The sequence below is a fragment of the Nonomuraea sp. NPDC049607 genome (assembly GCF_040675375.1).
In the GTDB taxonomy this organism is placed as follows: Bacteria; Actinomycetota; Actinomycetes; order Streptosporangiales; family Streptosporangiaceae; genus Nonomuraea.
Window position 1 is genome coordinate 46,216 of sequence record NZ_JBFAOV010000007.1, and the last position, 26,472, is coordinate 72,687.

Genomic DNA, 26,472 nt, shown 5'->3' on the forward strand with positions numbered 1-26,472 from the left:
GCCGCCGCCTCACTTGACCGAATCCGGCTGGACCGTCGCCCACAGGCCGTAGGAGTGAAGAATCTGCACATCGCGTTCCATCTCTTCGCGCGTGCCACTGGACACGACCGCCTTGCCCTTTTGGTGGACGTCCAGCATCAGTTTCTCCGCCTTCTCCTTGGTATAGCCGAAGACGGTTTGGAAGACATAGGTCACGTAGGACATGAGGTTGACCGGGTCGTTCCAGACGATGGTCACCCATGGCAGATCGGGCCGGACGTCCGATGACGGACGCTCGACGGTGATTGGAGCGGTGCTACCCACATCCCCGAGTCTGCCCTATCTGGGCCGTAGTCTTCGAGTCGTGAGAATGACCATGAGCACTGCGTTGCTCACAGATCACTATGAGCTGACGATGCTCCAGGCGGCGCTGCGCAGCGGTGCCGCGCACCGGCGCGCGGTCTTCGAGGTGTTCGCCCGGCACCTGCCGGGCGGGCGCCGGTACGGGGTCGTGGCCGGCGTCGGACGCATCCTGGACGAGCTCGAACGCTTCCGTTTCGGTGACGAAGAACTCACTTTTCTCCGCGAGCAGGAGGTGGTCGACGAATCGACTCTGGCGTTTCTCGCCGATTACCGGTTTTCCGGGAACGTCTACGGCTACCGCGAGGGCGACCTCTACTTCCCCGCCTCCCCGATCATGATCGTCGAGGGCACCTTCGCCGAGGCCGTGCTGCTGGAGACGCTGGCACTGTCGATCCTCAACCACGACTGCGCCATCGCCTCGGCCGCCTCCCGCATGACCAACGCCGCCGGCAAGCGCCCGCTGATCGAGATGGGCTCGCGCCGCACGCACGAGTACGCCGCCGTCGCCGCCGCCCGCGCCGCCTACATCGCCGGATTCGCCTCCACCTCCAACCTCATGGCGGGCCACCGGTACGGGGTCCCCACCGCGGGCACGGCCGCGCACGCCTTCACCCTGCTGCACGACTCCGAGCGCGACGCGTTCGAGGCCCAGATCGCCTCGCTCGGCGCGGAGACGACGCTGCTGGTGGACACCTACGACGTGCAGCAGGCGGTGCGCACGGCGGTCGAGCTGGCCGGGAACAAGCTGGGCGCGGTCCGCATCGACTCCGGCGACCTGGCCGCCGCCGCGCAGGAGGTGCGCGAGCTGCTCGACTCGCTCGGCGCCTTCGACACCCGCATCGTGGTCACCTCCGACCTCGACGAGTACGCCATCGCCGCGCTCGCCGCCGCCCCCGTGGACGGCTACGGCGTGGGCACCTCCCTGGTGACCGGGTCCGGCGTCCCCACGGCGGCCCTGGTGTACAAGCTGGTGGCGCGGGAGACCGGGGCCGGCCGGCTGGAGGCCGTGGCCAAGCGCTCGGTCGGCAAGCCGTCGCGCGGCGGGCGCAAGGAGGCGTACCGGCTGCTCGACGCGGGCGGGCACATCGAGACCGAGCTGATCACCACCGGCGGCGTCGTCCCCGACGGCGGCATCCCCCTGCTGCACGAGCTGGTGCGCGACGGCGAGATCGTCGGCCGGGAACCCCTCTCGGCCGCCCGCGACCGCCACGCCGAGGCCGTCGCGCTGCTCCCCCAGGAGGCGCTGCACCTCGGCAGGGGGTATGCGGCGATCCCCACGGAGTTCGTCTGACGTATCGTGCTCTTATGGGCACCGCGTTGATCATCGTCGATGTGCAGAACGACTTCTGCGAGGGTGGGAGCCTGGCCGTGGCCGGCGGCTCCGAGGTGGCCGCCGAGATCACCCGCCATCTCAGCGAGCACGGCTACGACCACGTCGTGGCCACCCGTGACCACCACGTCGAGCCCGGCACCCACTTCTCGGACACCCCCGACTACGTCACGACCTGGCCCGCCCACTGCGTGGCCGGCACCCCCGGCGCCGACTTCCACCCCTCCTTCGACGTCTCGGAGGTGGAAGAGGTCTTCAGCAAGGGCTCCTACGCGGCCGCCTACAGCGGTTTCGAGGGCACCTCGGGCGACGGCGCGCCGCTGGCCGACTGGCTGCGCGAACACGGGGTGACCGAGGTCGACGTGGTGGGCATCGCCACCGACCACTGCGTCCGCGCCACCGCGCTCGACGCGGTGGCCAACGGGCTGGCCGTACGCGTGCTGCTCGACCTCACCGCGGGCGTCTCCCCGGCCACCACGCAGTCGGCCATGGCCCAGATGGAGGCCGCGGGCGTGACGCTGACGGGCGCCCCCAAGGAAGGCTGACCGGCCCCTTGACTTCACCGGCCACCGCCGGGACTTCGCCATGCCCACGCTGATCACGGACGGTACACAGTGCGCAACCCTGCGGTCATGTGATATCCAAGGATGACCTAACCCCTCCGCAGTCGAAGTAGTACGTAGAGTCATATCTCTTCATCCTGTGCGAGGTTCCTCATGCTTGCCATCTCCCTGGGCGCGGCCTGGCTGCTCCTCGCCCCTCTCGCCCTCTGGGTGCTCGTCAAGGGCCGTCCGGGGGCGCGGGTGGGGGCGGTCGTGACACTGGCGCTGCTGGAGGTCGCGACGGTCGCGATGAGCGACGTGCCCGCCGGCCGTGGCCCCACGGTCGTGGCCCATGACATGCCGCCCGCGCCGGCGCTGCCCGCGTGCGACGAGCGCACCCCGATCCCCCAGTGGGCCACGGTCGGCGGGCACGTCGGCCGGCGGCTCGTGCTGTCGTGGACGGCCGCGCCGCACGAGTGCGCGACGGCCAAGGTGATCGCCCGTCCCGAGGGCCGCCGGTTGCTGGTGTGGGTGCACGAGGGTCCACTGAGCGGCGACCATGAGGGCGTACGCGTCCTTCCCGTCCGCGTCAAGGACGGCCGGGCCGCGCTGACGGTCCCGCTCCCGGCCGACGAGCGGTACATCCCGGTGGACGGCCGCTCCGGCAGGCGCATCCCGGCCCCCGCGCGCCTCTAGAGAGTCGCGACGGCCAGCCCCAGGGCGTCGTCGAACCTGGCGAACACCTCGAACGCGTGCCGCAACCCGGTGATGGACAACACCCGAGCCATCACCCCGTGCACCCCCGCGAGCAGCAGCCGGGTGCCCCTCGACTCGCACCGCTGCATGACCTCGACGAGCTCGTTCATGCCCATCGAGTCGCAGAAGGCGACCTCGCCGAGGTCCAGGATCAGGAACGGCTTGGCGGGCAGCTCCCAGATGCGCAGCAGGTGCTCGCGCAGGATCGGGATGGCGTAGACGTCGAGCTCCCCTTCGAGCCGGACGATGACGGCGTTCCGGGAGAGGCCGGAGGTGACGGTCAGCGTCGACTTGCCGGGGGCCTCAGACGACATGGGCAAGATCCTTCTGGTATCCCGAGACAGCCAAGAGGGTTCTTGCCGTTCTGGCCGGCCTTCTAACGGAAGGTCACTGCTCTGTGTCCAAATGTGCAGGGTCCCCCGCCGGCCCCTTCGCCGGTTTCAAGTGAACCGGCGAAGGGGGCGCGGCTAGCGTCGCTGGGTGGCCCAGCGGCGGATGGCGTCGATGCGTTCCTGGATCTGCTCGGACGTTGCCTGCGCGATCGGCGGGCCGCCGCACGTGCGGCGCAGCTCGGCGTGGATGACCCCGTGGGGCTGGCCCGTGCGGTGGTTCCAGGCGCCCACCAGGCCGTTGAGCTCGCGGCGCAGCTCGGCGATCTGCTCGTGGGGGGCCAAGGTCTCCTTGGGCTGCTCGGCCGGGCCCTGCCTGCGCTTGGCGGCCTGCTGGTCGGACTGGCGCTTGCGGAGCAGGGTGGCCACCTGGTCGGGCTCAAGGAGGCCGGGCAGGCCCAGGAAGTCCTCCTCCTCGGCCGAGCCGATCTCCGCGCCGGTGCCGAACTCGCCGCCGTCGAAGAGCACCCGGTCGAAGGTGGCCGAGGTCTCCATCGTCTCGAACGGCAGCTCGTCGCCCAGGACGTCGGGGTTGTCCTTCTGACGGTTGGCCTGCTCCAGCAGGCTGTCGTCGAGGCCGTCCTCCGGAGGCTTCCTGTTGAGCACGTGGTCGCGCTCGACCTCCATCTCGTTGGCCAGCCCCATGAGGGTGGGCACCGAGGGGAGGAAGACCGAGGCCGTCTCGCCGCGCTTGCGGGCGCGGACGAAGCGGCCCACGGCCTGGGCGAAGAAGAGCGGGGTCGAGGTCGAGGTGGCGTAGACGCCCACGCACAGGCGCGGGATGTCGACGCCCTCGGACACCATGCGGACGGCCACCAGCCAGCGGTCTTCGGAGGCGGCGAACTGCTTGATCTTCTTGGACGCCCCCGGGTCGTCGGACAGGACGACCGTCGCGCCCTCGCCGGTGATGTTGCGCAGGTGGCGGGAGTAGGCCCGGGCGGTCTCGTGGTCGGTGGCGATCACCAGGCCGCCCGCGTCGGGCACGCCCCGGCGGACCTCGGTCAGGCGGCGGTCGGCGGCCTGCATGACCTGGCGGATCCAGTCGCCCTTGGGGTCGAGCGCGGCCCGCCACGCCTGGGAGAGCTGGTCCTTGGTGAGCGGGGTGCCGAGCGTCGCGGCGATCTCGTCGCCCGCGCGGGTGCGCCACTTCATCTCGCCGGAGTAGGCCAGGAAGATCACCGGACGCACGACGCCGTCGTCGAGCGCCGGGCCGTAGCCGTAGGAGAAGTCGGAGACGCTGCGCTTGACGCCCTCGGCGTCCTCCTCGTAGCCGACGAACGGGATCGGGTTGTCGTCGGACCTGAACGGCGTGCCGGTGAGCTGGAGCCGGCGGGCGGCGGGCTCGAACGCCTCGCGCACGCCGTCGCCCCACGACTTGGCGTCGCCCGCGTGGTGGATCTCGTCGAAGATGACCAGGGTCTTGCGGGCCTCGGTGCGCGCCCGGTGGAGCGCGGGGTGCATCGCGACCTGCGCGTACGTCACCGCCACCCCGGTGTAGTCGCGCGAGGTGGTGCCCTGGCTGTTCTTGAACTCGGGGTCGATGCCGATGCCGACCCGGGCGGCGGCGTCGGCCCACTGGCGCTTGAGGTGCTCGGTGGGCGTGACGACGGTGACGGCCCTGATCACACCGTTGGCCAGCAGCTCGCTGGCGATGCGCAGGGCGTAGGTCGTCTTGCCCGCGCCGGGGGTGGCCACGGTGAGGAAGTCACGCGGCTCGCGCCTGAAGTACAGGTCGAACGCCTGCTGCTGCCAGGCGCGCAGCTTGGGCGCGGTGCCCCACGCGGCGCGGTCTGGATAGGAAGGCGAAAGGTGGGACGCGGCGAAGGTGCTCACCGCATCACCTCTGGGGTTCGTGTGCTTCGCTCTCTCACAGTGACCCAAGAGTAATCGGGCTCACCGACAAGACGTGCCGTGCACCGAGGATTCTGGCCAAGGTCTTCCCTACGTGCTATGTGGCTTATCTGAAGCTCGTCATCACCGCGTCCAGCGCCTGTCTCCCGGTGGTCGCCTCGGGCTGGAGCAGCCCGAGGAGCAGTACCGCGCGGCCCGCGCGGGTGAGAAGCATCACGCGCAGGAAGGCGGGCCGGTTGACGACGTCCTGGTACTCGGCCCGCAGCGCCCTGGTGTGCCCCTGCGGGATGTCGCGGTCGTCGACGACCGTGACCTTGTCGCCCTTGAGCAGCAGCCTGGAGTACAGCTCGGCGGCCTCCCCGGCGGCCTTCTTGGCGTTCGGCACGGGGTCGGGCACCCGCATGGCCATGACCAGCGCGCCGTTCCCGTCCCTGGCGACCGACGTGAAGCCGGTGACCGGCGGGATCGTGCCGGCGCTCCAGCCGGGCGGCAGCCGCAGTGACACGCCCGCCGCGGCGTCGCTCAGCCGGTCGGACTCCGGCGGCGGCGCGGTGAACCGGGACGCCACCGTACTCACCCCCGCGACCAGCCCCGCCACCGCCGCCACCGCCGCCACGGCGACCAGGGCGCCGGCCACGCGCCGTCCGCGCCTCGGGGGCTCCTCCAGCGGCCCGGGGTCGGCCGGGGTGCCGTAGAACCGCGCCGAGGGCGGCAGCGGCTCGGAGGCGGCCGGCGGGTCGAGCGGGACGGTCCTGCGGATCCGCGGGTTCCACGCCGTCTCCCGCTCGTACGGGTCGCGCCCGCGGCGGGGCGGCCAGGGGGCCTCCTCCGCGTCCTCGTCGGGGTCGTCCGGGGGGTCCGCGTCCTGGGGAGGAGTGCGGCGGTGCCGGGGCCCGGAAGCGGGGGGCCAGACCCGGTGATCATCCTCCATGACACCTCCTCGTCCCGTTGTCCTATCACTCCTCGGGACGAAGATCTGGCGATCCGTGATCACTGTGGCGGGAGGGGCAGAATCGCACGATCAGCGCGTACGGGCGGCCAGGAACGTGGCAGTGAGCCCGATGAGCGCCATCATGACCGAGATCACCACGAACCCGGTGGCGATCTGCCCGGACTCGTGGCCGATGAAGTTGATCACCGCGCCGCCCAGGCCGACGGTCAGCGCGGAGCCCAGCATGTCGGTGACCGACAGCGCCGCCGAGTTGGCGCCCTGCTCGCTGACCGGCGACTGCCTGAGCGCGGTGACACTGACCGTGGTCATGCCGAGGCCCATCCCGAACCCGGCCGCGATCCAGGCCGGCACCGCGATCCACCCGCTCACCGCGGGCAGCGCCGCGAACAGCGCGATCACGATCCCGACCGTGACGCACACCGCTCCGAGCCTGATCCGCCGGTGCGGCTCGGCGGTCCGCCTGCTCTGCAGGAACGAGCCCGCCGACCAGCCGAGCGCGCCCGTGGTCAGCGCGATCCCGGCGGCCCTGGCGTCGAAGAACTTGACCGACGTCAGCACCAGCGGGATGAAGGAGTTGACGCCGAAGAAGGCCGCCGAGAAGAACCCGCGCAGCAGCACGGTGGTGGGCAGCCCGCGGCCGAACCGCAGCGCGCCCGGCGGCAGCAGACGGTACAGGCCGTAGATCAGGAAGCCCAGCCCGCCGAGCGTGGCGGCCGTGCCGACCAGCGGCTGTTTGTGCAGCTCGTCCACGCCCCACAGCAGCACGCCCGCGCCGCCGGCGGCGGAGGTGGCGGCCAGCGTCATCGCCAGCGGCTGCGAACGCGGCCCGCGCGGGCCCTCCTCGGCCTGCTCGGGCCCGGCCATCCGGAGCGCGGGGACGAGCATCACCAGCGCGGGCACCACCAGCGGGATGATCCCGTAGAAGACGTAACGCCAGCCCCACTGCTCGGCGACGGCCCCCGCCACGGCGGGCCCGACCATCGAGGGCACGACCCAGGCGGCCGACAGCGCCGCGAAGACCTTGGGCCGCAGGTCCGCCGGGTAGACCCGGGCGATCATCACGTACAGCGCCACGATCGAGGCTCCGGCCCCCAATCCCTGGACGGCCCGCGCGATCAGGAACAGCTCCTTGGCGTCCGCCGTACCGGCCAGCGCCATCCCGGCGACGAACAGCACCACCCCGGCCAGGAACGGCAGCGGGTAGCCGCGCCGGTCCGACCAGAGCCCGGCGACCACGTTGGCGAACAGGCTGGCGATGAGGAAGGCGGAGAAGCTGATGCCGTAGAGGTTGAGCGCGTCGAGGTCGCGGGAGACCTCCGGCATCACGACGCCGACCGACATCCCCTCGAAGGCGATCAGGGTGACCACGAGGACGATCCCCAAAGTGGCCGTGCGGTACGCCGGTCCTAGGATCCGGGGTGAGATGTCGGGAGCGTCGATTGCCTTCGGTGCTGTCACCTACACATGGTAAATGCGTCGAATCTACGCATCTGCGCTGCGTCGGTACACCGTCCACATCTCGTGCATGCGGTCGGCCTGGCCCTGGGTGAACTCCGACATGCACCGGTCATGGGCATAGTCCATGTAGTTGTGCATCGGGTCGGTGCCGGTGTTGGGGCAGGTGTCCTTGCTCTCGGGACAGCCCTCGGTGGCGCGGGCCTCGGGGGCGGTGTCGGCGATGCCGTCGCCCGGCTCGTCGCAGCCGTTCTCGAAGGTGTGGAACAGGCCGAGCCAGTGGCCGATCTCGTGGACGACGGTGAACCCCTTGTCGTAGTTGGTCATCGCGCCGCCGGGCAGGCTGCGCCAGTCGATCACGACGCCGTCGAGGGCGGGGGCGCCGGCGTACCAGTAGGGGTAGCTGGCGAAGCCCAGCATGAGCTCGCTGAGCTGGGCGATGTAGAGGTTGAGCGTCTGGGCGCCGCCCTGGTGCAGGCGGGTCTTCATGGCCTTCTCGCCGCCGACCGGGTCGGCGAACCAGGTGGCGTTCTCCTTGACGGAGACGGACTCCAGCTTGAAGCGCAGGCCGGTGTCCACGCCGCCGTTGCGGCCGGCGTAGGCGGCGTTGAGCACGTCGATCTGGGTTCTGACCAGCTGCTCAGAGATCTTGCGCCGGCCGTCGGTGAGGACGACCACCCGGGTCGGCACGGTGATGCGCGCGGGCACGGTCAACCCCCGCAACCGGGTCTTCAGCTCGGCCGAGATCCTGGCGACGTCTTCGGGGAGCGGCGAGCGCGGGCCGGTCCCGCCCGGCGCGCGGGGGACGGCCAGACGCGCGGCCGACGGGACGCAGGCGGACGCCGGCTCGGCGCCGACCGGGAGCGGCATGGCACCGAGCGGGAACGGCGGGGCGAGCCCGGCCGCGAGCAGGCATGCCAACGAGACGGCGGTCGCGCGCCGGGCCATACGATCCCCCCGTGACGGTATGGGCTGGTCAGATTACCGACCGTAGCCTTACCCGGGGGGAATGGGCTTCAGCAACACTCACTGCTTCTTGTCGTCATCGCCACCGCCGCCGGGCGGGAGACCTTCGTAGATCTCCTTGCACTCCGGGCAGACCGGGTATTTCTTCGGGTCACGGCTGGGCACCCAGATCTTGCCGCAGAGCGCGCGGATGGGCGTGCCCGTCACCATGCTCTCGGTGATCTTGTGCTTGTCCGCGTAGTGGGCGAACCGCTCATGGTCGCCGTCACCGTGAGAGGTGCGCGGAGTGGTCTCCTGCTCAGGGAGGATCTTCGTGCTCACCCCATCGAGTTTATGCCCGCCGGCGACCGGTCCCGCGTTCCGGACCGGCGCGGCAGCGCGGCGAGCCCGGGGAGCCAGCCGAGGACGATTCCCCAGATCAGACCCGCGACCAGGCCGCCGCCGAGATAGCCGAGGTAGGCGCCGATCCCGGCCTCGGCGACGGTGGCGAGCAGGGCGGCGCGCACCAGGTTCACCGCGACCGCGGCGACCAGGAACCTGCCCCAGGTGCGCCAGAGTCCGGCGCGCGTGGACGCCACCGCGCCGACCAGGGCGAGCGCGAGGACCGTGTCGGCGAGCGTGAGCAGCCAGGTCGTCTCGCCCAGGGGGACGACGCGCAGGCCCGGCAGCGCGTACGGGGCCCCGACCGCGGACGGCACGGCCAGGTAGCCGACCCTCGTGACCAGGACCGCGCCGAACAGACCGAACCCCACGACGATCAACAAGGTGACGATCGCCGGCAGGCTATTGCGAACAAGGCTCATGTTCGGCAGGCTAGCCGCGTCCATGATTCTGATGGAAGACCCTATTTCCCGGCATCCGCGGAGATCAGATGAAGCGTGCCAGGTTGCTCGCGACGACAGCCGTGCTCGTCCTGCTGGCCGGAGGCGCTGTCGCCGCCGCGACCAGGGACGCTCCTCCGTCCACCCCCCGCTACGTCACCGACGACCGCGGCCGGGCGCTGATCCTGCACGGGTTCAACACGGCGGGCAGCGCCAAGGGCGCCCCGGACGCGCTCCCGGAGCTGACCCCGGACGACATCGACCGCGAATACCGGGACATGGGCACGAACTTCGTGCGCTTCCTCATCCTGTGGCGGGCCGTGGAGCCCTCCCCCGGCACCTATGACATGAAATATCTGGACAAGGTGGCTGAGCGGGTGCGGTGGTACTCCGACCGCGGCTACCAGGTCATGCTCGACATGCACCAGGACCTGTGGGGCAACGCCATCACCCCCACCGGCGTCGCCGGCAACGGCGCGCCCGCCTGGGCCACCCACACCGACGGCCTGCCGGTGGCCACCGAGCAGTTCACCTGGGAGATGTACTACCTGGAACCCGGCGTCATCCGGGCCTTCGACCACTTCTGGAACACCACCGGCGACCACCCCGACCTGATGGACCGCTACGCCAAGGCGTGGGCGGCGGTCGCGGCCCGCTTCAAGGACGTGCCGGGCGTTCTCGGGTACGACCTGATGAACGAGCCGTGGGGCGGCTCGGTGCAGGGCGCGACGTTCGAGACCGGCCCCCTGGCCACCCTCTACCGCAGGACCATCGCCCGGATCAGGGAGGTCGACCCCGACCGCTGGATCTTCCTGGAGCCGCAGGCCGTGGGCGTCAACTGGGGCCTGCCGTCGGCGCTGCCGCGCTTCGACGACCCGCGCGGCGGCCCGCCGCGCATCGCCTTCGCCCCGCACCTCTACCCGCTGCCCCTGGACCTCGGCGACGACTACGCCGCCGGCTCCAAGGAGTGGACCGACCGCACGCTCGGCTGGTGGCGCGAGAACATCGCGCGGACGGCCGAGCGCATGCGGGCGCCGGTCCTGCTGGGCGAGTTCGGGCTGGACATGACCAGGCCGGGCGCTTCCGACCTGGTGCGGAAGGTGCAGGAGGTGAGCGACCAGGTGGGCACGGGCATGGCGTACTGGTCGCGGGACGCCGACGCCTGGGGGCCGTACGACGCGAAGGGGAAGGCCACTCCGCTGCCGGGCGTGTACGTCAGGGCGTACCCGAGGGCGATCGGCGGCGTCCCGGTCGCCGTCACATACGGCGAGAACCGCCTCCAGGTGGTCTTCGAAGCCAACGAGACCGGCCCCACCGAGATCTACCTGCCCGAGCGCGGCTTCCCGAACGGCGCCCAGGTGGACGGCGGCACGGCCGTCTGGAACGCCGCCCGGCGCATCCTGACGGTCACCACCAAGACCTCGGGCCGCGTCATCCTGACCGTCACCGCCAAATAGCGGCCCCCGCGACAGAGGGGCCCCGGACAGCGGAACGGCCCCCGCCACGATGGCGGGGGCCGTTCCGGCGGGAAGCGGTCAGCCCATGTGGACCGGCGCGCCCTCGCTCTTGCGACCGGCCCTGACGAACAGCGTCAGCAGGGCCGTCAGCACCGCGACACCGGTGCTGACCAGGAAGGCGAGGTGCATGCCGTCCATGAACGAGTTGTGCACGGCGTCCGTGACCACCTGCGGCAGCCCCGGCGGGGTCGCGCCGAACGCGGCGGCCTTCTCCAGCAGCGTGAGCTGCCCCGGCGGGATCGCCTGCGCCGCCGGGCCGAGGTAGCCGGGCAGCGTGTCGGCGATCTCGCCGGCCATCACGGCGCCCAGGATCGCGGTGCCGAGCGCGCCGCCGACCTGCATGGCCGACTGCTGAAGGCCACCCGCGACACCGCTCAGCTCGACCGGCGCGTTGCCCACGATGATCTCGGTCGCGCCGACGAACACCGGCGAGAGGCCGAAGGCCAGCAGCACGAACGGCAGGCCGCTCTCGATGAACGAGGCGTCGATGCTGAGACGCGACATGAGGAACATCGAGGACGCGGTGATCAGCAGACCGGCGGCCATCGTGATCTTCGGCCCGAGCTTGCCGATCGCCATGCCGGCCAGGGGCGAGGCCACGATCATGCCCGCGCTCATCGGCAGCATCCGCAGGCCGGCGTCGAGCGGGGTCAGGCCGTGCACGCCCTGGAAGAAGAAGCCCAGGAAGAACATCGCGCCGAACATCGCGAACGCGACCATCATCATCAGCAGGGTGCCGATCGAGATCGAGACGTTCCTGAACAGCGACAGCGGCACCAGCGGCTGCTTGGCCCTGCTCTGCCAGAAGATGAACAGGCCGATGAGCACCACGAACGCGGCGATGAAGGTCAGCGTCGTCGAGTCGCCCCAGCCCCACTCGGGGGCCTTGATGATCGTCCAGACCAGCGAGAACATCGCGCCGGACAGCAGCACCACGCCGAGCCAGTCGATGCGGGCGAACGTCTGGACGCGGTTCTCCTTGATCAGCAGGAAGCCCATGATCAACGCGATGATGCCCACCGGGGCGTTGATGAAGAAGACCGACTCCCAGCTCACCTTCTCCACCAGCACGCCGCCCACGATCGGGCCGGCGGCGCTGGAGAGGCCGATGATGGCACCCCAGGCCCCCATCGCCTGGTTCAGCTTCTCACCGGGGAAGGCGCCACGCAGCAGCGCCAGGGCGGCCGGCTGGAGCAGGGCGCCGAAGAGGCCCTGCAGCACCCGCAGGCCGATCAGCGCGCCCACCGGCGACAGGCCGGGGACGACGTCGGCCAGCTCCTGGCTGAGACCGATGCCCACCGAGGACAGAGCGAAGCCGGCCACACCGATCAGGAAGACGCGCTTGTGCCCGAACAGGTCACCGAGCTTGCCCGCGGTGATCAGGAACACGGCCAGCGCGAGCAGGTAGCCGCTGGTCACCCACTGCAGGTCGGACAGCGACGCCTTCAATTCCACCTGGATGACGGGGTTGGCGATGCCCACCACCGTGCCGTCCAGCATCACCATGATGACGCCGAGGCTGACCGCCAGCAGCACCAGCCATGGGTTCCCGCCACCCGTCCCCGTCTTGCCGAGGCCGGGCGACGACGGTTCGGCGACCGCCTTCGCGTTAGCCATAAGGTCCCCCTCAGTTACATACCGCCTCAACAAGCGGCATAGGTCTCGTAAGCCTCAGGTAGAGTATGTCAGGCCATGACTTATGACAAACGATTTTAAAAAGACGCCGCATGACTTCTGGCACACTGTGACAGAAAGGTGGCGAAGGGGTGTCCGCAGTGGGTCTACGGGAACGCAAGAAGGAGAAGACGCGCCTCGCGCTCCTCGACGCGGCGCTCGACCTGTTCCTCGAACAAGGATACGAGTCCACCACGATCGAGCAGATAGCGGGGGTCGTCGAAGTCTCCCCCCGCACCTTCTTCCGCTACTTCACCGGCAAGGACCATCTCGTGCTGTGGTTCCACGACCACGGCGAGGAGGTCCTGATGGAGGCCTTCGCCGGCCGTCCGGAGGACGAGCCCCCGTTCACGTCGCTCATGCACGGCCTGCGGGCCATGGTGGAGGACATGCAGGGGTCAACGCCGGAGGACACCGAGAGGTTCCTGAAGCTGCGGCAACTTTTCGATAAATATCCGCACTTGGTGGGGCAGTCCGTCGCCCGGGGCGCCTTGACCGAGAGCCGCCTGGCCGAGGCCGTCGCCGCCCGCCGGGGCGTCGACCCCGAGGACGATCAGCTGACGCACCTGATCGTGGCGTTCGCGATGTCCACCATGCGCATCGGCTTCGAGTGCCCCCGCAGGGAGACCACCATGCCGGAGATCGTCACGCGCATCGCCGAGGCGGTCACGCTGGCCGAGGAGTCGCTGCGGCCCGGCTGGGACACCCGCCCGGCCTAGTTCATCGTGGGGTCGTCGGGGCAGGTCGCCACGAAGGCCAGCTCGCCCGGCTGACGCCGCAGCACGTGCCGCCAGAGCGAGCCGGGGTCGCCGTGGAAGGTGTCGCCGGCCTCGGAGTCGACGACGTACCAGGCGCCCTCGGCGATCTCGCTCTCCAACTGGCCGGAGGTCCAGCCGGCGTATCCGGCGAAGATCCGCATCTGCGCGATCTCGCCCTGGAGGATCTCGGGGGGCGCATCGAGGTCGACCGTGCCCAGCCGGGAGACGGCCGGGGTGCCGGCGTGCAGCCTGCGCCAGCCGAGCGGCTCCTGCCCGCTCGGGACCGCCGCCAGGGCGAGGGCGCTGTCGGTCTGCACGGGACCGCCCTCGAACAGCACCGGCGGCCCGGTGACCAGCGGGTCCCAGACCGGGAGCACCTGGGTGACCGAGATGTCGCTCGGCCGGTTGAGCACCACGCCGAGAGTGCCGCCGTCGTGGTCGTGTTCGAGGATCAGCACGACGCTACGCCGGAAGTTGGGGTCGTCGAGAAGCGGCGTCGCCACCAACAAACCGCCGACGTAGATCGCTTCCGCCATACCTCCATCATGAAGGGTGTGACGGGCTTTCCGCTCCCCCGGCCCGGCCATGTTACTTTCTGTGGCCTTATGGGCACGATCCGTAGCAAAGATCATGCTTGCGGAAGGCTCGGGAGGAGCACATGCGCATCGGTACCCGCCTCGTCCTGGCCGCCCTTCCCGTGGGCGCGGTCCTGCTGCTGCCGTCGCCCGCCGAGGCATGGCCCGACCGGGGCGATCCGTTCACGATGACGACCGACAAGCTCGGGTGCGGGTCGGGGTCCGTACGGGTCACGTTGCGCAACCAGACCCCCCAGCTCGCCCGGTTCGACCTGCGGGTGGACGCGACCAGCGTGGCGACCGGCTCGATCCCGGCCCGCAAGCAGGTGGTCAGGACGGTCAAGATCGACCGGGGCGCCACCCGCGAGATCGAGGCCTTCTCCGTCACCGACACCCACCCCGACACGCTCATCGACTCCACCCGGGTGCGCAACGACTGCGCCTGGGGGCGGGGGCACGGCCGGGGACACGGCCGCCTGCCCTACACCGGGCCGCCCTCCGACCTGTGGGGCAAGCTGGCCACGGGCGGCGGGCTCGTGGTGATGGGCGGGATCATGTGGTGGTACGGCTCCGTCTGGCCCCGTTCGGTCCCCGACGGCCCCCTGTGACCCCGCCCGTACGGTGTCAGGCCTCCCGTGGGACGAACGCGCCCGCCCGCGCCGCCGCCAGCGTGCGCAGCGCCGCGTCCGTGGCGACCCCCTGGTCCACCGGTTCCTTGGTGACCAGCAGGCGGTAGTAGAGCGGCGCGGAGATCGCCCGGATCACCTCCATCCCGTCAGTGCCCTCGGGCAACTCCCCCCGCTTCACCGCGAGGTCGACGACCTTGGCCCATTCCTCGATGCGCCGCAGATAGAAGGCCCGCAACGCCTGGACGGCCTGCGCGTCGGACGTGCCCGCCGCGATCACCGCCTGGAAGGTGGCCCCGAGCCGGTGGTCGGTGACCGCGCCCACCACGGCCATGGCGTTGGCCAGCAGGTCGTCCTCGACGGATCCCGTGTCGGCGTGTGGTGACGACTGCTCGGCCAGCTCGATCATCAGATCCGTGACCAGCCCTGCCCTGCTCCCCCAGCGCCGGTAGACCGTGGTCTTGCCCACGCCGGCCCTGGCCGCCACCTGATCCATGGTCAGCCCATGGAAGCCGTGCTCGACCAGCTCGTCCTGAGTGGCCTCCAGCACGGCCGCGCGCACGCGCGCGGTGCGGCCCCCCGGCCGCACAGTCCCCGCCAAACGGGACTCTTGTTCCATCAACTCCCCTTTCATGCTGACGTCATGGCACACTTAATGGAGCATTTGTCCCATTAAGGAGCTGTCGTGATCGTACTTTTCGACCGGCCCCTCCGATCGGACGACGTCCGCACAGCGGCTGGTTCCCGCGCTCTTGCCGGGCTTCCGGTTGATGCTCGCCGTGGCCATTGCGAGCGGTGGGGACCGTCCTTCAGGGGGTGAGCGTGGCGGCGTCCGTCAACGCCGCGCCGACCGTCGCGGGAGCGCTGATTCCATAAAGGCGTTCGGCAATGTCGAACCGATCTGCGCTATGGTTGCCGCCGTGGGAGAGACGATTCAATCGGTGGAGCGGGCGGCCGCGATCCTGCGCCTGCTCGCCTCCGGCCCCCGCCAGCTCGGCGTGGCCGAGCTGGCCAGGGCGCTGGGCCTGCCCAAGGGCACGCTCCACGGCATCCTGCGCACGCTGGTCCGGGTCGGCTTCGTCGAGCAGGACGCGGCGACCGGCAAGTACCGGCTCGGGGCCACGCTGCTCCACCTGGGCAGCAGCTACCTCGACGTCAACGAGCTGCGCACCCGCTCGATCAACTGGGCCGACGCCCTGGCCGGGCGGAGCAGGGAGAGCGCCTGGATCGGCACCCTTCACGAGGGCCACGTGCTGGTGATCCACCACGTGTTCCGCCCCGACGACAGCATGCAGACCCTCCAGGTCGGCACCTACCTGCCGACGCACGCCAGCGCGCTCGGCAAGGTGCTGCTCGCCTACGACCCCTACGGGGAGTCGCTCACGGCGCCGCCGCTGCCGGCGTACACGGACCGGACGCTGGTCGACACCGCCAAGCTGGAGGAGGACCTGGAGCAGGTCCGGACCAGGGGGTGGGCGGCCGAGATGGAGGAGCTGACCGAGGGCGAGGTCGCCATCGCGGCTCCGATCAAGGACCCGCGCGGCCTCGTGGTGGGCGCCATCGGCATCCGGGGCGCGGTCGAACGGCTGACCGCCGACGGCGCCCTGACCATGGAGTACGTCTCCTACGTCCGCGACGCCGCCCGCGCGATCACCCGCGATCTGGCCAGATGACCGGTTGAACAACACCGGGGCGAACACGTAACATCGCTCACATCGTTCGACAATGTCGAACCCCGACTCCCAAGCGAGGAACCTCGTGCCTCGACCGCACTACATCGCAGCCATTGACCAGGGCACCACGTCCAGCCGGTGCATCGTCTTCGACCAGGCCGGCAACATCGTCACCGTCGCCCAGCGCGAGCACCGCCAGATCTTCCCCAAGCCGGGCTGGGTCGAGCACGACGCCGAGGAGATCTGGCAGTCGGTCCAGACCGTCATGGCCGAGGCCACCGAGGGGCTCGACATCGCCGCGCTGGGCATCACCAACCAGCGCGAGACCACCGTCCTGTGGGACCGGGAGACCGGACGTCCCGTCTGCCCCGCGATCGTGTGGCAGGACACCCGCACCGACGCGCTCACCCAGGCGCTCGCCGAGCACGAGGCGCTGTTCAAGGAGAAGGCGGGGCTGCCGCTGACCACGTACTTCTCCGGGCCGAAGATCCGCTGGCTGCTCGACGCGTACGGGCTGCGGGAGCGGGCCGAGCGCGGCGAGGTGCTGTTCGGCACGATGGACAGCTGGCTGCTGTGGAACCTGACCGGCCGCCACCTCACCGACGTGACCAACGCCAGCCGCACGATGCTGATGAACATCCACACGCTGAGCTGGGACGACGACCTGCTCGCCGCCCTCGGCGTGCCGCGCGCGATGCTGCCGGAGATCCGTCCGTCCGCCGAGGTCTACGGCCACACCGCGGCCGGCGTGCCGGTGGCCTCCGCGCTCGGCGACCAGCAGGCGGCGCTGTTCGGCCAGACCTGCTTCGAACCCGGCGAGACCAAGAGCACCTACGGCTCGGGCAGCTTCCTGCTGATGAACACCGGCCAGGAGCCCGTCGTCTCCCGGCACGGCCTGCTCACCACGGTCGGCTACCAGATCGGCGACGGCCCGGCCACGTACGCGCTCGAAGGCGCGATCGCCGTCACCGGCTCGCTGGTGCAGTGGCTGCGTGACAACCTGGGCCTGATCTCCAGCGCCGCCGAGATCGAGACGCTGGCCAAGACCGTCGACGACAACGGCGGCTGCTACTTCGTCCCGGCCTTCTCGGGGCTGTTCGCGCCCCACTGGCGCTCCGACGCCCGTGGCGTGATCGCCGGGCTGACCGGGTTCGTCACCAAGGGACACATCGCCCGCGCCGTCCTGGAGGCCACCGCCTGGCAGACCCGCGAGGTCGTCGACGCGATGAACGCCGACTCCGGGCTCGACCTGACCACGCTGCGCGCCGACGGGGGCATGACGGCCGACAACCTGCTCATGCAGACGCTGGCCGACGTGCTGGCCGTCCCCGTGATCAGGCCGATGGTCGCCGAGACCACCGCGCTCGGCGCCGCGTACGCCGCCGGCCTGGCCATCGGCTACTGGCCCGACCTCGACAGCCTGCGCGCCAACTGGCACAAGGCGTCGGAGTGGCGGCCGGAGATCGACGAACAGGTCCGCGCGCGGGAGTACCGCAATTGGAAGAAGGCCGTGGCCCGCACCCTCGACTGGGTCGAAAAGTAGGACTGGAGCACGTCATGAACATCGCCATCGGCGCCGACAGGGCCGAGATCCGGGACGAGCTCTCCCGCGCCACGTACGACCTGCTGGTGATCGGCGGCGGCATCCTCGGCACCTCCGTCACCTGGATGGCCGCGCAGGCCGGGCTGCGGGTGGCGATGGTCGAGGCCGGCGACTTCGCCGGGGCCACCTCCAGCGCGTCGTCCAAGCTGGTCCACGGCGGCCTGCGCTACCTGCAGACCGGCAACGTCAAACTGGTCGCCGAGAACCACCGCGAACGCCGCGCCCTGGCCGGCGACATCGCACCCCACCTGGTCAAACCGCTCACCTTCCTGGTGCCGATCTACAAGGGCGGCCCGCACGGCGCGGCCAAGCTCGGCGCCGGCGTCTTCCTGTACTCCGCGCTGTCGGTGTTCGGCGACGGCATGGGCAGGGTCATCACACCGCACCAGGCCATGAGCCGGGTGCCCGCGCTGCGCAGCGAGGGCCTGCGCGCCGCCGCCGTCTACGGCGACCACCAGATGAACGACAGCCGCGTCGCCGTCATGACCGTGCGCGCCGCCGTGGACGCGGGCGCGGTCGTGCTCAACCACGCCGAGGTCGTCGGCCTGCGCAAGTCGGGCGGCAACGTGACCGGAGCGGAGCTGCGCGACCGCCTCGACGGCACCGAGTTCGGGGTGAACGCCCGGCTCGTCCTCAACGCCACCGGCCCGTGGGTGGACCACCTGCGGCGGATGGAGGACCCGAACGCCGCGCCGAGCATCCGGCTGTCCAAGGGCGCCCACCTGGTCATGCGCCGCCACGACCCGTGGAAGGCCGCGCTCACCACGCCGATCGACAAATACCGGGTCTCCTTCGCCATCCCGTGGGAGGACCACCTGCTGCTCGGCACCACCGACGAGGCGTACGAGGGCGACCCGGCCGACGTGCGCGCCACCGACGCCGACATCACCCAGATCCTCGACGAGGCCGGCCACTCCGTACGCGACTGCCAGCTCCGCCGCGAGGACATCACCTACGCCTTCGCCGGGTTGCGCGTGCTTCCCGGCGGGCCCGCCCAGGTGTCGGCCGCCAAGCGGGAGACCGTGGTGACCAGGGGCGCGGGCGGCATGTTGTCGGTCGCGGGCGGCAAGTGGACCACCTACCGCCACATCGGCAGGCACGTCCTGGAGACCCTCGCCCGCCTGCCCGGAAGGCCGCTCGGCGACGACCTGGCGGCCATCCTGCCGGCCGTGCCGCTGCCGGGCCTGGCCAGCCCCGACGCCGTCGCCATGCGCCTGTGGACCGAACGGGAGCCGGGCGCCCGCATGGACCCGCTGGTCGCCCGCAACCTGGCCACCCACTACGGCACGATCGCCTTCGACGTGGCCCGGCTCATCCGCGAGGACCCCTCGCTCGGCGAGCGCATCCACCCCGACGGGCCCGACATCTGGGCCCAGGCCGTCTACGCCCGCGACCACGAGTGGGCGGCCACCGTGGACGACGTCGTGCGCCGCCGTACCACGCTCACCGTGCGCGGGCTCGACACGCCCGACGTCCGCACCCGGATCGAGCAGCTCCTCGGCTGACGGTGACCCCGGCCGCGGCCTGTGCCGCCGCGGCCGGGGTGACGGCCGTCACCGCAGATCAGAGGTTCATGTCGGCCGATTCTGGGCATCTCCACCCTCGCATCCGTCGCCGAGGACCGCCGGGAACCCCCCGCGGCCGCACCGAGGCGGCGGGCCGCCGACCGGCTGTACCCCTTTCTGCCGCCCCTACGGAGGTGACGTCATGTCCGCCCAGTCCCGGCTGCACATCGCGCTGGTGGCTCCCCCGAGGTTCGAGAACCCGTCCCGCTCGTACGGCGGTGTCAGGGTCATGATGGACGACCTCGCGCGATCCCTGCTCAGACTGGGCCACCAGGTCACCTTGATCGGAGCCGGCCGCCCCGGCGCCTCCGCCCACTTCCTCGCCGCCTACTCCGAACCCCCTTCCCACCCGCTGGACGAACCCGTCCCTGGAACGGCGGTCCCCGACGTCCGGCTGGAGGACCTGGACGTGGACGTCGTCCACGACCACTCTCCGGCGGGCCCGCTGACCGCCCTGAACCCCCGGATCCCGACGGTGACGACCGTGCACGGCCCGGCCTCGGGCGAGCAGGCCGAGCGGCTCCGCCGGCTCGGCGACTCCGTCGGCCTGGTGTCCACCTCGACGTTCCAGCGCATGCAGGCCCCCGACCTCAACTGGGTGGGCACCGTGCACAACGGCGTGGACCTGAAGAGCTTCCCCTTCCGCGAGCGCAAGGAGGACTACACGCTCTTCCTCGGCCGGTTCAGCCCCGACAAGGGCGCCCACCTGGCCATCGACGCCGCCCGGAAGGCCGGACGGCGCATCCTGCTCGCCGGCGGGATGAACGAGCCGTCCGAGCACGAGTACTTCGACACCCACATCCGTCCCCGGCTCGGCGACGACGCCGTCCACGTCGGCGAGGCCGACGGCCCGCGCAAGCGCGAGCTGCTGGCGAACGCGCACTGCCTGCTCTTCCCCAGCCGCCGGGAGGAGTCCTTCGGGATGGTGATGACCGAGGCCATGGCGAGCGGCACCCCGGTGGTCGCGCTGCGCGGCGGCGCCGTGGGCGAGGTCCTCGTCGACGGTGTCACCGGTTACATCTGCGACGGGCCCGCCGACCTGGCCGAGGCCGTCGAAGCCGCGGGCGGCCTGAACCCGGCCGACTGCCGCATGCACGTCAAGCGCAACTTCGACGCGCTCGGCATGGCCATGGGCTACGAGAAGATCTACGAACTGAGCGTCCGCGATCGGCGTCCGGCGCCCTTCGCCGCCTGACCTGCGCGTTCCCATGCGGCGGATCGCCGCCGCACAGGGTGTCGCCGCCGTCCCGGGGGAAGATGGTAGGCATGCGCACTGCCATGAACGAGGCTCTGATCAGGCATTTCACCGACCTGCGCGACGGCGTCCACGGCGGCGTCACCGCGCGGGAGGACAAGGAACGCCTGTTCGCCACGGCGGTCGAGCTGCTCGACCCGGTGGCGCGGGCGACGCTGGACGAGTTCAACGCCGACCTGCTCCTCGGCACCGGGCAGGTGGTGTCCAGCGGGCTCACCAGGTCTCAGGAGGGCGGGCTGAACGCCATGTGGTCGCTCACCTGGCCGGAACAGCGCGACAAGGACATCCTGCCGATCGCGATCGTGGCCCACTACGGCGCCGACTTCCACCACCCGCACCTACGCGGCAACACGGTGGGCGACTGGCCGCTGAACGTCTTCGACCACTCGGACGCGGCGGGCCAGCTCACGACCCTGCGCGCCATCGCCGCCGCCGACGCCCACAACCTCGTCTTCCAGGAAAGCTACCGCCTCATCCCCGCCGTCACCCACACGTAGACGACAACCAGCCGCCTTTTGTCTTCACGGCTTCGCGTGGTCACCCCACCTGCCGTACTTCGGCTGATGGCCTTCCAGGTCACGCCCTCTGACCCTTCACCGGCTCGCTCTGTGGGCCGCCCGGGTGGAAAGCACGCAGGGGCCGAACCGGACGGATCGGCCCCTGGCGGATCACGCCTCGGTGAAGCCCCGGGCCCGGCCGCCGGCGCTTTCGCGGACCGCGGCCGCCACCGCCGTCGCCACGTCGGGGTGGAACACGCTCGGCACGATGTAGTTGGGGCCCAGCTCCTCCGGCGTCACCACCGCCGCCAGCGCGCCCGCCGCGGCCAGCAGCATCTCCTGGGTCACCCCGCCGGCCTGCGCGTCGAGCAGCCCCCGGAACACGCCCGGGAACGCCAGCACGTTGTTGATCTGGTTGGGGTAGTCGGAGCGCCCGGTCGCGACCACCGCGGCGTGCTCACGAGCGTCGTCGGGCGACACCTCGGGCTCGGGGTTGGCCAGCGCGAACACCACGGAGTCCTTGGCCATCGTGGCGATGTCGTCGCCGGTCAGGATGCCGGGCGCGGACACGCCCACGAACACGTCGGCGTCCTTGACCGCGCCGCGCAGGTCGCCCGCGTAGCCCTCGGCGTTGGTGTGCTCGGCGATCCAGCGCAGCGACTCGTCGAGGTCGTCGCGGCCCTTGTGCACGGCGCCCAGGTAGTCGCAGACCACCACGTTGCGCGCCCCCGCGGCCAGCAGCAGCCGCAGCACCGCGTTCCCGGCCGCGCCGGCGCCCGCCATCGTGATCTTGACGTTCTCGATGGACTTGTTCACCACGCGCAGCGCGTTGGTCAGGGCCGCCAGCACGCAGATCGCCGTGCCGTGCTGGTCGTCGTGGAAGACCGGGATGTCCAGCAGCTCGCGCAGCCGGCGCTCGACCTCGAAGCAGCGCGGCGCGCCGATGTCCTCCAGGTTGATGCCGCCGAAGCCGGGGGCGATCAACTGCACCGTGCGGACGATCTCGTCGACGTCCTGGGTGTCGAGGCAGATCGGCCAGGCGTCGATGCCCGCGAACCGCTTGAACAGGGCCGCCTTGCCCTCCATGACCGGCAGCGCGGCCTCCGGCCCGATGTTGCCCAGCCCGAGCACCGCCGACCCGTCGGTGACCACGGCCACCGAGTTGCGCTTGATGGTCAGGCGGCGGGCGTCCTCCTTGTTCCTGGCGATGGCCATCGACACGCGCGCCACACCCGGGGTGTAGGCCATCGACAGCTCGTCGCGGTTGCGCAGCGGCACCTTCGACTTCATCTCGATCTTGCCGCCGAGGTGCATGAGGAACGTGCGGTCGGAGACCTTGTGGATGACGACGCCCTCGACCGCCTCCAGCTGGTCGACGATGGCCTGCGCGTGGTCGGTGTCACGCGCGGCGCAGGTGACGTCGATGCGGAGCTTCTCGTGGCCCGCGTTGGTGACGTCGAGTGCGGTCACCACGCCTCCGGCCGACTCTACGGCGTGGGTGAGCTGGCTCACGGCCTTGCCGCCTGCGGGCACCTCAAGACGCACGGTTATGGAGTACGACACACTCGGGACGGTCGCCACGTCAATCGCTCCTTCGGGACTGACCAAGAAGTCATCCCAGGATAGGGGGCATCAGGTCAACCCAGTGCCGTCGCTGCGGTGACGATGAGTTCGACACACGCGGGGACGGGGATCGTGGTGCTGTCGAGCACAAGGTGATAGTGGCACGGATCGCCCGGATCCGCCCGGTAGAAATGGCGGACGTACGCCGTCCTGGCCCGGTCGTTGTCCTCGATGACGGCCTTCGCCTCCCGCTCGCTCATCCCGCTCAGCGTGGCCGTCTGGCGGATCCGGCGCTTGAGCGGCGCGTCGAGCCTGACGTGCAGCGCGCCCGGATGGTCGGCCAGCACCAGGGCCCCGGCACGGCCCAGGAAGACGCCGCCCTGGGTGAGCGCCATCTCCTTCAGCATGCGCTCGGTGCGCCGGACGAACTCCTCCGGCGGCAGGGGCATCGCGCCCGGGACGTACATGTCCACCCCGCCGAAGGTGACCGTGGGCAGCCTGATCGCGCCGGACAGGAGCCTGCCGAGGCCGTGCTCGGCGCGGTCGTCGTGGGCCAGCGCCTCCTCCAGCGTGCAGCCGAGCTCCTTGGCCACCGCGCTGGGGATGGCACGGTCGACGAAGGGCACGCCGAGCCGTTCGGCGACGGCCGGGCCGATGTGGCTGCCGGCCGTGCCGTAGGCCGCGGAGATCGTGACGACCCGCATACCTCCAGGTTAGAACAGGGCGTTCGCCAATGCTCTACGCGCTTTCGCCAAGGATGGGTCGTCTGACGGCAATGCGTCGAAAAGCCCGAGCAAATGCTTCCTGGCCCGGTCGCGGTCGTCGCCCGAGGTGCGCTTGACCACGGCCACGACGCGCTCGAACGCCTCGTCGACCGCGCCGGAGAGCATCTCCAGGTCGGCGGCGAGCAGCTGCGCGTCGATGTCGGACGGGTCCTGGAGGCGCCGCTGCACGTCGGCCGGGTCGGCCTCGGAGGTGCGCTTGATCAGGCCGACGCCCGCCAGGCCCATCTTGGCGTCCTCGTCGCCCGGGATGCGGGCCAGCAGGCGCTGGTAGGCCACCTCGGCCGCGTCGAGGTCTCCGGCGTCGATGGCCTGCTCGGCGGCCACCAGGTCGGGGTCGGCGGGCGGCCCGGCGGGCGCCTCCTCCCCCTCCTCGGCCGCGGGCGGCCGGGCGTCGGGGTTGGCCTGGTAGAACTGCTCGACCGCGCCCATCAGCTCGTCGAGCCAGCGGCGCACCTCCTGCTCGGGCAGCACCTGCTGGAAGCCGGTGACGGCCTGCCCCTGGAAGATGGCCAGCACGGTGGGCACGGCCTGCACCCGCAGCGCCTGCGCGATCTGGGGGCTGGTGTCGACGTTGACCTTGGCCAGCACGGCCCGGCCACCCATGTCGCCGACCACCTTCTCCAGCACGGGGCTGAGCTGGGCGCTGCCCGGCGACCGGGGCGACCACAGGTCGAGCACCACCGGCACGGTCATCGAACGGTCGATGACGTCCGTCGTGAACGTCTCCTCGGTCACGTCGACGACCGAGGCCGAGGTGGCCCCCTGGGGACCGGCGGCCTCCCGCCGGGCCTGGGCATCCAGTGCCTGTTTGCGCGCGCCCAGGTCCACAGCTCCGTAGAGCGACCCGGGCCTAGAGAAGTCCGCCATGCTCCTCATCTTGCCGCATGGACGGGCCGGAGAAGTCACCCGCCGCCACCCTCAGCGTGCGGAGCTGGTCGAAGATCTGCTGGAGTTCGTCCTCGGCGTACATCGTCAGGCCGAACTCGGCGGCCATCAGGTCGTCCGTTGCCCGGCGCACGACCTCCCTGCCCTGGTCGGTGATCTCGGCGAGCACGCCGCGGCCGTCGCGGGGGTTGGGCAGGCGGCAGACGAACCCGGACTTCTCCAGCCTGTCCACCGTGTTCGTGACGCTGGTGGGATGGACCATGAGCCGCTCGCCGATCTTCCACAGCGGCAGCGAGCCGGTGTGGCTGAAGGTCAGCAGCACCAGGGCCTCGTAGCGGGCGAAGGTGAGATCGTGGGGCTTGAGGAGGGAGTCGAGCTGTGACAGCAGGATCTGCTGTGCTCTCATGATCGAGGTGACCGCGGCCATCGCGGAGGAAGGCCCGAAGCGGGCACGCCAGCTCTCCGCGGCGCGGTCGATGGGATCGAACGGCAGATTGAGCGGCTTCGGCTGGGACACAGCGCTACGTTAGCGCGCCTCTCGTCCCGGTTTCGTCGGGCTACCTGGAGCGACAGGCTTCACCGCTTGACCAAGAATCCGACCGTCAATCATCACGCTCCGTTATGGTTCTCTTACGTAAGGTGACGCGGAAGCCAAGTCCAACTGCCGTGGGGACGGATCTGGGCTGACATTCTTCCGCATTGCCAGGGGCACGGGGGGTGCTTGGTGAACTGCAACGGGATACAGGGTGCGTGAGCACGCGGGCGTTACACGCGAGGAGCTGAAGCACAGCGCGGCCGTGACAGTGGCGGTGCTGCTCGCTCTCGGCCTGGTCGCGGCGTGGAACGTCCTGATACCTGGCGTCGACGCGTGGGAGAACATCCTGGCGGCGGTCATCGGCTCGCTGCGGATGACCGGGCCCGTGGCGGCCGCGTTCGCCGCGTGGGTGGCGCTGCGCAAGCGGCGCGCGCTGCGCGGGCGTTCGCTCACCACGTGGCGGGCGCTCAAGGCGCCGCTGGCCATCGTGGTGGTGGTGCTGGGCTCGTTCGGCGCGACGGTGCTGGTGCTGGCGGTCAAGACCGTGCTCACCGACCAGGCGGGGCGGCTGAGCCTGTCCGGCCTCGGCATGGGCATGGCGGGCCTGGCGCTCTACGCGGTGATCGGGTGGGTGGCCGGGTGGGTCGTGCCCAAGGCGCTCACGCCGCCGATCGCGGGGCTGGCCTGTTACGTCGCCTTCTCGTGGCTGGCCGACGACCGGGGGCTGGCCGACCGGCTGGTGCCGGGCACGGGCGAGCCGTACGACCTGTTCCAGGGGCTGGGCGGGGCGCCGTTCTTCGACCAGACGATCTGGCTGCTCGGCATCACCTGCGCGCTGCTGCTCGGCTGGGCGGCGCTGGTGACCAGGCAGGCCCTGGTGCTGGCGTGCGCGCTGCTGGCCGTGCTGGCGGCGGGCATGGGCGTGTCGCGGATGCTGGCCCACCCCAAGCCGGCCGCGGCCGAGGACATCGCCTACGCCTGCCAGGAATGGCCGATCACGGTCTGCCTGCACCCCGGGATGCGGGCCGGGCAGACCGAGCTGGGCGCGGTGTTCACGCAGATCGCCTCGCGCCTGGCCGGCACGCCGGCCGCGTTCACGCGGGTGGAGCAGCGGCCGCTGGACGAGCCGCTGAAGCCCTCCAACGGCCTGGCGCCCATCCACGTGCCCGACCTGTCGGCGGGGTTCGCCGAGGAGGCGGCCTACGAGTACATCGACGCGCTGGCCGCCCGCTGCCCCGGCACGCCGGCCGACGGTTACCGGGAGATCGTGATGGCCTGGCTGCGCGGCGAGCCGCTGCCCGGCGGCCCGCTGCCCGAGCACCAGTACGCCGCGTCCTGGTTCTCGGGCCTCGACGAGCACCAGCGCAGGGAGTGGCTGCGCATGTTCTACAGCGACTTCCAGTCCTGCCGCCTGTCCAGCACGCACTTCGGCGGCGGGCCGGCTCCCACCGCGGTCCTGACGCCGCCCTCCGGCGTCACGCCCGAGAGCAGCCACGTCTACCCGGTCTACCCCGACCCCGGCACCGCGGGCACCTCAGGCTGACGACGAAGATGTCA

Annotated in this window: 27 protein-coding genes; 12 read left to right on the forward strand and 15 right to left on the reverse strand. The window is 70.9% G+C overall.

Features of this window, described 5'->3' with window-relative positions; translation table 11 throughout:
• Positions 1 to 9: 9 nt before the first annotated feature.
• Positions 10 to 303 carry an ATP-dependent Clp protease adapter ClpS gene (gene clpS / locus AB0J97_RS16055; RefSeq protein ID WP_352350112.1) on the reverse strand — a complete coding sequence of 98 codons (294 nt, stop codon included), beginning with the start codon at positions 301 to 303 and terminating at the stop codon, positions 10 to 12.
• A 46-nt stretch (positions 304 to 349) separates the two neighbouring features.
• On the opposite strand from clpS, the gene AB0J97_RS16060 reads away from it, so the two are divergent.
• The 3 genes from AB0J97_RS16060 (at position 350) to AB0J97_RS16070 (ending at position 2,910) form a co-directional block, all read left to right on the forward strand.
• Positions 350 to 1,633, forward strand: coding sequence for a nicotinate phosphoribosyltransferase (locus AB0J97_RS16060; RefSeq protein ID WP_357695206.1), 1,284 nt, complete (start codon positions 350 to 352; stop codon positions 1,631 to 1,633).
• Positions 1,634 to 1,647: 14 nt separating this feature from the next.
• Positions 1,648 to 2,217 (forward strand): nicotinamidase, encoded by a 570-nt coding sequence (locus AB0J97_RS16065; protein WP_364088915.1) that lies wholly within the window; start codon positions 1,648 to 1,650, stop codon positions 2,215 to 2,217.
• A gap of 171 nt (positions 2,218 to 2,388) precedes the next feature.
• Complete coding sequence (locus AB0J97_RS16070) at positions 2,389 to 2,910, forward strand: hypothetical protein (RefSeq protein ID WP_364088918.1); 522 nt, start codon at positions 2,389 to 2,391, stop codon at positions 2,908 to 2,910.
• On the opposite strand, the gene AB0J97_RS16075 is transcribed toward AB0J97_RS16070, so the two are convergent.
• The 7 genes from AB0J97_RS16075 to AB0J97_RS16105 form a co-directional block, all read right to left on the reverse strand.
• Entirely contained in the window at positions 2,907 to 3,284 is a 378-nt protein-coding gene (locus AB0J97_RS16075) for an STAS domain-containing protein (RefSeq protein ID WP_364088921.1), read from the reverse strand. The two genes, AB0J97_RS16070 and AB0J97_RS16075, sit on opposite strands and share 4 nt — an antisense overlap.
• Before the next feature lie 153 nt (positions 3,285 to 3,437).
• Positions 3,438 to 5,192, reverse strand: coding sequence for a DEAD/DEAH box helicase (locus tag AB0J97_RS16080; RefSeq protein WP_364088924.1), 1,755 nt, complete (start codon positions 5,190 to 5,192; stop codon positions 3,438 to 3,440).
• Positions 5,193 to 5,316: 124 nt separating this feature from the next.
• Positions 5,317 to 6,141, reverse strand: coding sequence for a hypothetical protein (locus tag AB0J97_RS16085; protein WP_364088927.1), 825 nt, complete (start codon positions 6,139 to 6,141; stop codon positions 5,317 to 5,319).
• 90 nt (positions 6,142 to 6,231) lie between these two features.
• A complete protein-coding gene (locus tag AB0J97_RS16090) occupies positions 6,232 to 7,620 on the reverse strand; it encodes an MFS transporter (protein WP_364088930.1) in 1,389 nt (462 codons plus the stop codon).
• A gap of 24 nt (positions 7,621 to 7,644) precedes the next feature.
• Positions 7,645 to 8,565 carry a zinc metalloprotease gene (locus tag AB0J97_RS16095; RefSeq protein WP_364088933.1) on the reverse strand — a complete coding sequence of 307 codons (921 nt, stop codon included), beginning with the start codon at positions 8,563 to 8,565 and terminating at the stop codon, positions 7,645 to 7,647.
• A 78-nt stretch (positions 8,566 to 8,643) separates the two neighbouring features.
• Positions 8,644 to 8,904, reverse strand: a complete 261-nt coding sequence (locus AB0J97_RS16100) for a DUF3039 domain-containing protein (RefSeq protein ID WP_357695193.1) — start codon at positions 8,902 to 8,904, stop codon at positions 8,644 to 8,646.
• Positions 8,901 to 9,386 carry a hypothetical protein gene (locus AB0J97_RS16105; RefSeq protein WP_364088937.1) on the reverse strand — a complete coding sequence of 162 codons (486 nt, stop codon included), beginning with the start codon at positions 9,384 to 9,386 and terminating at the stop codon, positions 8,901 to 8,903. The genes AB0J97_RS16100 and AB0J97_RS16105 overlap by 4 nt, the downstream gene beginning before the upstream one ends.
• A 68-nt stretch (positions 9,387 to 9,454) precedes the next feature.
• Between AB0J97_RS16105 and AB0J97_RS16110 the strand changes: the two genes are divergently transcribed.
• Positions 9,455 to 10,861: a cellulase family glycosylhydrolase gene (locus tag AB0J97_RS16110; RefSeq protein ID WP_364088940.1), complete on the forward strand. Its 1,407-nt coding sequence runs from the start codon at positions 9,455 to 9,457 to the stop codon at positions 10,859 to 10,861.
• Between the two features lie 78 nt (positions 10,862 to 10,939).
• Here the strand turns inward: AB0J97_RS16110 and AB0J97_RS16115 are convergent, their stop codons facing one another.
• Positions 10,940 to 12,538, reverse strand: coding sequence for an MFS transporter (locus AB0J97_RS16115; protein WP_364088943.1), 1,599 nt, complete (start codon positions 12,536 to 12,538; stop codon positions 10,940 to 10,942).
• 149 nt (positions 12,539 to 12,687) lie between these two features.
• Here AB0J97_RS16115 and AB0J97_RS16120 point away from each other — a divergent pair, with 149 nt between their 5' ends.
• A complete protein-coding gene (locus AB0J97_RS16120; protein WP_357695185.1) occupies positions 12,688 to 13,314 on the forward strand; it encodes a TetR family transcriptional regulator in 627 nt (208 codons plus the stop codon).
• Here AB0J97_RS16120 and AB0J97_RS16125 read toward each other — a convergent pair.
• Entirely contained in the window at positions 13,311 to 13,889 is a 579-nt protein-coding gene (locus AB0J97_RS16125) for a YqgE/AlgH family protein (RefSeq protein ID WP_357695183.1), read from the reverse strand. The genes AB0J97_RS16120 and AB0J97_RS16125 overlap by 4 nt on opposite strands.
• A 122-nt stretch (positions 13,890 to 14,011) precedes the next feature.
• Between AB0J97_RS16125 and AB0J97_RS16130 the strand changes: the two genes are divergently transcribed.
• A complete protein-coding gene (locus AB0J97_RS16130) occupies positions 14,012 to 14,536 on the forward strand; it encodes a hypothetical protein (protein WP_357695181.1) in 525 nt (174 codons plus the stop codon).
• Between the two features lie 16 nt (positions 14,537 to 14,552).
• Here AB0J97_RS16130 and AB0J97_RS16135 read toward each other — a convergent pair whose 3' ends face one another.
• Complete coding sequence (locus AB0J97_RS16135) at positions 14,553 to 15,173, reverse strand: TetR/AcrR family transcriptional regulator (protein ID WP_364088948.1); 621 nt, start codon at positions 15,171 to 15,173, stop codon at positions 14,553 to 14,555.
• 301 nt (positions 15,174 to 15,474) lie between these two features.
• On the opposite strand from AB0J97_RS16135, the gene AB0J97_RS16140 reads away from it, so the two are divergent.
• The 5 genes from AB0J97_RS16140 to AB0J97_RS16160 all read left to right on the forward strand — a co-directional run bounded on the left by AB0J97_RS16140 (position 15,475) and on the right by AB0J97_RS16160 (position 21,147).
• The gene (locus tag AB0J97_RS16140; protein WP_357695177.1) at positions 15,475 to 16,227 is read left to right on the forward strand and encodes an IclR family transcriptional regulator; all 753 of its coding nucleotides are present in this window, start codon (positions 15,475 to 15,477) and stop codon (positions 16,225 to 16,227) included.
• Between the two features lie 85 nt (positions 16,228 to 16,312).
• Positions 16,313 to 17,770, forward strand: a complete 1,458-nt coding sequence (gene glpK / locus AB0J97_RS16145; RefSeq protein WP_364088952.1) for a glycerol kinase GlpK — start codon at positions 16,313 to 16,315, stop codon at positions 17,768 to 17,770.
• Between the two features lie 14 nt (positions 17,771 to 17,784).
• Positions 17,785 to 19,335, forward strand: coding sequence for a glycerol-3-phosphate dehydrogenase/oxidase (locus tag AB0J97_RS16150; protein ID WP_357695173.1), 1,551 nt, complete (start codon positions 17,785 to 17,787; stop codon positions 19,333 to 19,335).
• 202 nt (positions 19,336 to 19,537) lie between these two features.
• Positions 19,538 to 20,590 (forward strand): glycosyltransferase family 4 protein, encoded by a 1,053-nt coding sequence (locus AB0J97_RS16155; RefSeq protein ID WP_364088956.1) that lies wholly within the window; start codon positions 19,538 to 19,540, stop codon positions 20,588 to 20,590.
• A gap of 71 nt (positions 20,591 to 20,661) precedes the next feature.
• Positions 20,662 to 21,147, forward strand: a complete 486-nt coding sequence (locus AB0J97_RS16160; RefSeq protein ID WP_364088959.1) for a hypothetical protein — start codon at positions 20,662 to 20,664, stop codon at positions 21,145 to 21,147.
• A 171-nt stretch (positions 21,148 to 21,318) separates the two neighbouring features.
• Here AB0J97_RS16160 and AB0J97_RS16165 read toward each other — a convergent pair whose 3' ends face one another.
• Genes AB0J97_RS16165 through AB0J97_RS16180 form a run of 4 tightly spaced genes read right to left on the reverse strand, consistent with a single transcriptional unit; the run spans position 21,319 to position 24,897 of the window.
• Positions 21,319 to 22,728 carry an NAD-dependent malic enzyme gene (locus AB0J97_RS16165; protein WP_357695167.1) on the reverse strand — a complete coding sequence of 470 codons (1,410 nt, stop codon included), beginning with the start codon at positions 22,726 to 22,728 and terminating at the stop codon, positions 21,319 to 21,321.
• Between the two features lie 56 nt (positions 22,729 to 22,784).
• Positions 22,785 to 23,414, reverse strand: coding sequence for a cytidylate kinase-like family protein (locus tag AB0J97_RS16170; RefSeq protein WP_357695165.1), 630 nt, complete (start codon positions 23,412 to 23,414; stop codon positions 22,785 to 22,787).
• A 9-nt stretch (positions 23,415 to 23,423) separates the two neighbouring features.
• Positions 23,424 to 24,362 carry a tetratricopeptide repeat protein gene (locus AB0J97_RS16175; RefSeq protein ID WP_364088963.1) on the reverse strand — a complete coding sequence of 313 codons (939 nt, stop codon included), beginning with the start codon at positions 24,360 to 24,362 and terminating at the stop codon, positions 23,424 to 23,426.
• Complete coding sequence (locus tag AB0J97_RS16180; RefSeq protein WP_357695162.1) at positions 24,346 to 24,897, reverse strand: MarR family transcriptional regulator; 552 nt, start codon at positions 24,895 to 24,897, stop codon at positions 24,346 to 24,348. The genes AB0J97_RS16175 and AB0J97_RS16180 overlap by 17 nt, the downstream gene beginning before the upstream one ends.
• A gap of 229 nt (positions 24,898 to 25,126) precedes the next feature.
• Here AB0J97_RS16180 and AB0J97_RS16185 point away from each other — a divergent pair, with 229 nt between their 5' ends.
• A complete protein-coding gene (locus AB0J97_RS16185; protein ID WP_357695160.1) occupies positions 25,127 to 26,458 on the forward strand; it encodes a hypothetical protein in 1,332 nt (443 codons plus the stop codon).
• The last annotated feature ends 14 nt before the right edge of the window (positions 26,459 to 26,472 follow it).

Excerpts from the sequence above, each read along its gene's own strand:
- AB0J97_RS16060 (WP_357695206.1), top strand. The coding sequence starts at position 350 with ATGACCATGAGCACTGCGTTGCTCACAGATCACTATGAGCTGACGATG.
- AB0J97_RS16065 (WP_364088915.1), top strand. The coding sequence starts at position 1,648 with ATGGGCACCGCGTTGATCATCGTCGATGTGCAGAACGACTTCTGCGAG.
- AB0J97_RS16070 (WP_364088918.1), top strand. The coding sequence starts at position 2,389 with ATGCTTGCCATCTCCCTGGGCGCGGCCTGGCTGCTCCTCGCCCCTCTC.
- AB0J97_RS16075 (WP_364088921.1), bottom strand. The coding sequence starts at position 3,284 with ATGTCGTCTGAGGCCCCCGGCAAGTCGACGCTGACCGTCACCTCCGGC.
- AB0J97_RS16085 (WP_364088927.1), bottom strand. The coding sequence starts at position 6,141 with ATGGAGGATGATCACCGGGTCTGGCCCCCCGCTTCCGGGCCCCGGCAC.
- AB0J97_RS16095 (WP_364088933.1), bottom strand. The coding sequence starts at position 8,565 with ATGGCCCGGCGCGCGACCGCCGTCTCGTTGGCATGCCTGCTCGCGGCC.
- AB0J97_RS16105 (WP_364088937.1), bottom strand. The coding sequence starts at position 9,386 with ATGAGCCTTGTTCGCAATAGCCTGCCGGCGATCGTCACCTTGTTGATC.
- AB0J97_RS16110 (WP_364088940.1), top strand. The coding sequence starts at position 9,455 with ATGAAGCGTGCCAGGTTGCTCGCGACGACAGCCGTGCTCGTCCTGCTG.
- AB0J97_RS16115 (WP_364088943.1), bottom strand. The coding sequence starts at position 12,538 with ATGGCTAACGCGAAGGCGGTCGCCGAACCGTCGTCGCCCGGCCTCGGC.
- AB0J97_RS16125 (WP_357695183.1), bottom strand. The coding sequence starts at position 13,889 with ATGGCGGAAGCGATCTACGTCGGCGGTTTGTTGGTGGCGACGCCGCTT.
- AB0J97_RS16130 (WP_357695181.1), top strand. The coding sequence starts at position 14,012 with ATGCGCATCGGTACCCGCCTCGTCCTGGCCGCCCTTCCCGTGGGCGCG.
- AB0J97_RS16135 (WP_364088948.1), bottom strand. The coding sequence starts at position 15,173 with ATGGAACAAGAGTCCCGTTTGGCGGGGACTGTGCGGCCGGGGGGCCGC.
- AB0J97_RS16150 (WP_357695173.1), top strand. The coding sequence starts at position 17,785 with ATGAACATCGCCATCGGCGCCGACAGGGCCGAGATCCGGGACGAGCTC.
- AB0J97_RS16155 (WP_364088956.1), top strand. The coding sequence starts at position 19,538 with ATGTCCGCCCAGTCCCGGCTGCACATCGCGCTGGTGGCTCCCCCGAGG.
- AB0J97_RS16160 (WP_364088959.1), top strand. The coding sequence starts at position 20,662 with ATGCGCACTGCCATGAACGAGGCTCTGATCAGGCATTTCACCGACCTG.
- AB0J97_RS16170 (WP_357695165.1), bottom strand. The coding sequence starts at position 23,414 with ATGCGGGTCGTCACGATCTCCGCGGCCTACGGCACGGCCGGCAGCCAC.
- AB0J97_RS16175 (WP_364088963.1), bottom strand. The coding sequence starts at position 24,362 with ATGGCGGACTTCTCTAGGCCCGGGTCGCTCTACGGAGCTGTGGACCTG.